Here is a 6,116-nt window from a genome sequence, read left to right as displayed (position 1 = left end):
CAATCAATAAATTTGGTATTTAGATTCTGTGATAATAAAAAATTGCCGAGAAAAATACCCTTTCTCGACAATCTGAAAACCACCAATTAGGTGGTTTTTTTAGTACGCTTTATGACCCCTGTTTTGTAAACTTCGCTTTTGCCCAATCGTCCAGCTTTTTGACATGTTGTCTCCCAATGGTGAAGCCATATAAGAGAAGCAGAACGATGATCAGCGTGAATAGGTCGATTTTTTTTGTGGAGATAAAATTGATAATTCCCATTAACACTTGGGGGATGACTCCGGTCATGGCAAATAATACAGCCGCCACTTTAAACCAAAAGTCCGACTTTAGGCCATACCTGGCGTAAAGCAGAAAAAAAGTGGATGACCAAGCTAAGACCTCAAGGCTCACTAAAATGGCCCATTTATTTTCTATTAAAAAATCCATCGCCCTCTCCTCCCCAGGCCGCACTATCGTCACTTCACAAAGTGGTACGGCAGTGTTGAAACGATGACGTTCTTTTTATAAAGCAAGTACGCGCGAATCATGATACTGGATTGATTGTGCAAAATATGATGCCAGTTTTTCTTTGGAATGAATTGAGGTATCAATACCGTAACCTGATAGTCATTCTCTTTTGCTTTATGGTCAATGATATCAATAAATTTTGACAATGGCTGCAAAACGCTCCGATAATGCGATTGTAACGTAACGAGCCGTACTTCCGGATGCCATTGATTCCATTTTTCTTCAAAGCGCCTCTCATCTTCCCTGTCAAACGATACATAAACCGCATAGGTTTGATCAGTGATCGACTTGGCATAGTTGATCGAGTTCTCCACTACCTTGGTAATGCCGGCAACCGGAACAATAATGACATTCCCTTTGATTTCATCGGCCATTTGTTCAGGATTGATTCTTAATTGTTCCCCAACCGCTTCATAATGCCGATAGATTCTTATGAATACCAAGACAATTATCGGAAGGAAGATGACCACAAACCACACTTGGGCAAACCTTGTGATAAAAAGAATAATTAATACCGTTAACGTTATGAACGCGCCAATTAAATTGGCCGTTAGTTTCGCCACCCAGCCAGCCGGTCTTTGGCGGACCCATTTAAGAATCATCCCCGTCTGTGACAGGGTAAATGGGATAAATACGCCGACAGCATAAAGCGGAATTAAATGTTCGGTCTGTCCACGGAAGGCAATAATCAATAGGATCGAAGCAATCCCAAGCGACAGAATTCCGTTTGAATAGCCAAGCCGGTCGCCTCTCATTGTGAATTGTCTTGGCATAAACTTATCCTTGGCCAAGTTATACGCCAACAGCGGAAATGCTGAAAAGCCCGTATTGGCAGCCAGCACCAAAATGAGTGCCGTGGTTCCTTGGATAAAGAAGTAGAGATATCCACGTCCGAATGTCGCTTTGGCAATTTGCGACACAACCGTTTCATCATGTTTTGGGGCAATTCCATAGTAATACGCTAAATAGGTAATACCGGAAAATAGAATCGCTAAAAGAGTGCCCATTAAAATAAGTGTCTTGGCTGCATTTTTGGGAGCAGGTTCTTTAAAATTGGGAATGGCATTGGAAATGGCCTCTACGCCGGTAAGAGCCGAACAGCCAGAAGCAAAGGCACGCAGCAGCAAAAACAAGGTAATGCCCTGTATCGGTGTCCCGAGTGCCACATGATGCTCTGCCGGCACATCACCAGCCGCTATTTTAAATAGGCCGCCTCCAATTAAGATAACTAATCCAATCACAAATAAATAGACCGGATAGGCTAAGACAGTCGCTGATTCTGTAATTCCGCGGAGATTTAGAATGGTGATAAAGGCCACTAGAATACATGCAATCAAGACGGTATAAGGGTGCAGAGTTGGGAACGCGGAAGTAATTGCATCCGTTCCCGCAGACACACTTACTGCGACTGTCAGGATGTAATCGACTAATAAAGAGCCGCCAGCAATAAGCCCTGCTTTTTCACTGATATTTTCTTTAGAAACAAGATACGCTCCGCCCCCTTGGGGGTAAGAAAAAATGATTTGCCGATAAGATAAAATCAGAGCCGCCAATAGAAACAATACGGCAACCGCAATCGGTATAGAATACCAAAAAGCAATGGTCCCAATTGTCGCTAGTACAATCAAAATTTGTTCTGTACCATAGGCGACTGATGATAGGGCATCTGAAGACAAAATGGCCAATGCCTTGAAAATATTCAATTTCTGTTCGCCGAGCTCTGTTGATTTTAATGGCCGGCCAATTAATAATCGCTTAAAGGAAGAAAGCACAAGCTGTCACCTACCTGAAGTAAAATACCGATTGATTTTATCATATCTATGGTAAAAAGTAGAAGCTTATTTTTACAATAAACGGACAATTGTCTGCAAGACTTGCTATTATTATTCTCCTTCATTTGCAAAAAAAGGCGCCATCCTATTATTACCAATAACCAATAAAAAAGCTGTGCGGATTTTGTTCCGCACAGCAAACAAAAGAAACATTATCCTTGCTCCACTACGCCTACACGGCCTTTCCGTTCCTTATAAACAAAAAAAGCGTAAAGGAGAATAGAAATCAGCACCGAAATAGCAGACGTCTTATAAATACTGCTATATCCAAAAAACTGGCCAATTTGCCCAAACATCATGGCGCCTATGCCGACCCCTAAATCAAAAAATGAAAAGAATGTGGCATTTGCCAAGCCCCTCCGCGTCATTGGGGCTTTTTCAATGGCCCAGGCCTGCAATGCTGGCTGAACGGATCCAAATCCCAGACCATAAAGAACGGCTGCCGTATAAAGCACCATGTTGTTTGGAAGCCATGCCAGCAGCAGCATAGCGATTAAAATCAACAGGCTTCCCGGTGCAAACACAGCTGTATGCCCTTTGCGGTCATAGAGTTGTCCGGCAAACATTCTCGTTGCCAATGTGGCTAAGGCATAAAGAAGAAAATACAATTGTATGCCGGCAATCTGCTTCTCTGCCGTATATAAAGGCAGGAAGGTAGCAATCCCGCCAAAGGTAACCGTCAGAAAGAACAGCAGAAGTGACGGTTTTAACGCACTTTTTTCATAAATGGCAAGCTTGGTCTTCACAGTTCCAGGCACTACTTTCTTGTATTTAATTCTTGATGACAATATAAATGCCATTAAGCCCAAGCCGGCACAGATCAAAAATAATTGCTTGAAGGGCAAAAATCCGGTTAATGTAAGACCTAGTGCCGGCCCGATGGCCATGGCAATATTACCCGATACTCCATAATAGCCCAAACCTTCCCCGCGCCGGGAAGGAGGAATTAAGTCCGTTGCGATGGTGCCCGAGGCCGTTGTCGAAAATCCCCAGCCGATTCCTTGGACAACACGCATCATAAATAAGAGGGAAATGCCGGCCAAAAACCCAAAGGACCCCACGGATATCACGAATATGACCAGCCCTGATAAGTACACAATCCCTCTCCCTTTTGTCTCCAGCCAATTGCCGGCAAAGGGCCGAAGCAGCAACGCAGAGAATGTAAAAATTCCGACGACCACACCAATTAATTGATTATTCCCTCCTAATTCCTCTACATATAGAGGAATAGTTGGCAGCGTCATTTGAAATCCAAGGAAGATAAAAAAATTGGCACAAACAATTAAAATAAAATCCTTTGTCCAAATTCTCTCTTTCGGTTTTCCAATCTGTTGTTCCATTAAGCTTCCTCACTTTTTTCTGTAGTTTACCCCTATGCCGTTAAAAACAAAGGAAAAACGCCTCTACAAAAAGTAGAAACGTTTTTTAGATCATTATTACCACGCAGCCACAACGGCGCGCTTCATCGCTTGTATTTGCCCCAAGTGCATCGTTTCATGAAACAAGGCAAAGCTTGTTAGTTCCCCAAAGGTTTCTTGGCCAAGAAACGGAGTCTTAAGGCGCTCATTAAAGCTCTCAGCTGGGATTTCCTTCATCCGCTTTAACTGATCCTCCAGCTTTGCGGCTAATTCCTGAACAGACGGAATTTCCCCCTTCCAGTCTGCAGGTTTTGTTCCTGATGCAAATAATTCAATATACCGTTCAGGCAGTTGAGTTGATTTCTTTGGAAAACCAAACATAAATTGTTCCGCTGTGGTTAACACATGGCCGATATGCCAATGAATATTGTTGTTAAAGCCTTCCGGCTGCACATCCACAACGGCTTCATCCAATCCATTAACCGTTTTTAAAAAATAGCTCCTTGTCAGTTCCATCGTTTTAAATAATTGCTCACTCACTCCCATTGCCTCCCATCCATATATCTAAAACCATTTTATACCAATCAGGCTCCCAATAGAAATAAAATGATTTACATTTCTTCGGGTGCAGAAATACCCAGCAAGCGCAAGCCTTCCTTAAGGACCACCGTTACACTGCAAACTAGAGCCAGGCGTGCTTCCCTCTCCGGGCTTTCCTCCAATACCTTGACCTCGGCATAATATTTATTAAACACCTGCGCCAGGTCGATAATGTATTTGGCAACGAGGGACGGATCGTAATTTTCGCAGGCCCGCTTAATGGCGGAAGGGAATTCCATCAACAAACTGACAACCTTCCATTCCTTTTCCCACGATGTTTGATACGCTTGAGCGGGGGTCTCCAGCTTCCAGCCGGCTTTCCGCAGAATGGAACAAGCTCTCGCAAAGGTATATTGGACGTAAGGGGCGGTTTCTCCTTCAAAACGAAGCATTTCCTCTAATGAGAATTCAATATCATTCATCCGGTAATTTTTTAAATCATGAAAAATAACCGCTCCGACACCAACTTGTTTGGCCACTTCCTCTTTATTTTTTAAAGTCGGATTTTTTTCCTCAATGTTGGAGCGGGCCATCTCGATAGACTCTGCCAGCACTTCTTCCAATAGGACAACCTTGCCTTTCCGGGTGGACATTTTCTTCCCGTCCTTTAACATCATCCCAAATGGAATATGGACCATTTTGTCCGCCCAATCAAAGCCCATTTTTTTCAGGACGGCAATTAACTGTTTAAAATGCAGGCTTTGCTCATGGCCGACCACATACAGGGATTGGGAAAAATCGTAATGCTCCTTGCGGTAAAGGGCTGCCGCCAGGTCACGGGTGGCATAAAGCGTCGCTCCATCTGATTTCTTAATTAGGCAAGGCGGCAGCTGTTCTTCATTCAGCTCCACTACCTGGGCTTGATTGGACTCAACAAGCAGCTCCTTCTCCTCAAGGAGCTTGACAATCCGGTCCATTTTATCGTTGTAAAAGGCTTCGCCAGCATAGGAATCAAATTGTACGCCCATCAGTTCATATATTCGGGAAAATTCTTTTAAAGACTCATCCCGGAACCATTGCCAAAGGGCCAATGCCTCTTCGTCGCCGTCCTCGAGCTTTTTAAACCAGCTTCTTCCCTCGTCGTCCAGCGCTGGGTTGGCTTCTGCTTCCGCATGAAACTGAACATACAGGGACAATAATTCCTTAATCGGGTTTTGCTTGACTTTTTCTGGATTACCCCAGCGTTTATAGGCACTGATGAGCTTGCCAAACTGGGTGCCCCAGTCGCCTAGATGGTTGATTTTGATTGGCTGAAAGCCGCATTTTTCTACAATAAGGGCAAGGGCATTTCCGATTACAGTCGAACGCAGGTGCCCCATGGAAAACGGCTTGGCAATATTAGGCGAAGACAGGTCGATCGTCACCTTGCCGCCATTCCCCTCCTTTTGTGTCCCGTATTCGCCCTGCTGGGAAATGATTTGGTTTAAGATATCCGCAGCAACCTGCTGTTTATTTAAAAACACATTAATATAGGCCCCAACGACTTCCATTTTTTCAAATACCCTTGATTGGATCTTTCCAGCGAGCTCTTGGGCAATCAGATGGGGTGCTTTCCGCTGCATTTTTGCCAGCGAAAAACAAGGAAATGCCAAATCACCGTGCTGCTGGGTCTTTGGTTTCTCAATCAACTGTTCGAGTTCAGCTGCTTCGATGGCTCCATCCAATGCTGCGTAGAGCTCCTCCGCAAACTTCTTCTTAAAATTCATCCTAATGTCCTCCCTTTTAAAAAACAAAAAACTCCCGCCTCTTATTAAAAAGAGACGAGAGCTGTTATTTCCCGCGGTACCACTCTAATTGTCCAAATTGAACCAACTT

The 6,116-nt window shown here is 43.9% G+C and carries 5 protein-coding genes and 1 other annotated feature (1 of these 6 only partly in view); all 5 genes read right to left on the bottom strand.

All coding sequences use genetic code 11. The features are described from left to right. Positions 1-109: 109 nt before the first annotated feature. Complete coding sequence (locus NFS43_RS15505) at positions 110-430, bottom strand: hypothetical protein (protein WP_251553634.1); 321 nt, start codon at positions 428-430, stop codon at positions 110-112. 29 nt (positions 431-459) lie between these two features. Further along, positions 460-2,283: an APC family permease gene (locus tag NFS43_RS15500; protein WP_251553632.1), complete on the bottom strand. Its 1,824-nt coding sequence runs from the start codon at positions 2,281-2,283 to the stop codon at positions 460-462. A 212-nt stretch (positions 2,284-2,495) separates the two neighbouring features. Further along, entirely contained in the window at positions 2,496-3,683 is a 1,188-nt protein-coding gene (locus NFS43_RS15495) for an MFS transporter (RefSeq protein ID WP_251553630.1), read from the bottom strand. 96 nt (positions 3,684-3,779) lie between these two features. Then, positions 3,780-4,241, bottom strand: coding sequence for a DinB family protein (locus NFS43_RS15490; RefSeq protein ID WP_251553628.1), 462 nt, complete (start codon positions 4,239-4,241; stop codon positions 3,780-3,782). Between the two features lie 71 nt (positions 4,242-4,312). Then, complete coding sequence (gene argS, locus NFS43_RS15485) at positions 4,313-6,007, bottom strand: arginine--tRNA ligase (protein ID WP_251553626.1); 1,695 nt, start codon at positions 6,005-6,007, stop codon at positions 4,313-4,315. A gap of 47 nt (positions 6,008-6,054) precedes the next feature. Then, positions 6,055-6,116 (bottom strand) — a binding site (T-box leader) (it continues 152 nt past the right edge of the window).

Source organism: Neobacillus muris (genome assembly GCF_943193175.1).
In the GTDB taxonomy this organism is placed as follows: Bacteria; Bacillota; Bacilli; order Bacillales; family Cytobacillaceae; genus Neobacillus; species Neobacillus muris.
Note: the sequence above shows the minus strand (reverse complement) of the source record. Positions and strands in the feature narration are given on the sequence as shown.

Bases quoted from the DNA above. Each gene is read 5' to 3' on its own strand.
- NFS43_RS15505 (WP_251553634.1), bottom strand. From the start codon at position 430: ATGGATTTTTTAATAGAAAATAAATGGGCCATTTTAGTGAGCCTTGAG.
- NFS43_RS15495 (WP_251553630.1), bottom strand. From the start codon at position 3,683: ATGGAACAACAGATTGGAAAACCGAAAGAGAGAATTTGGACAAAGGAT.
- argS (WP_251553626.1), bottom strand. From the start codon at position 6,007: ATGAATTTTAAGAAGAAGTTTGCGGAGGAGCTCTACGCAGCATTGGAT.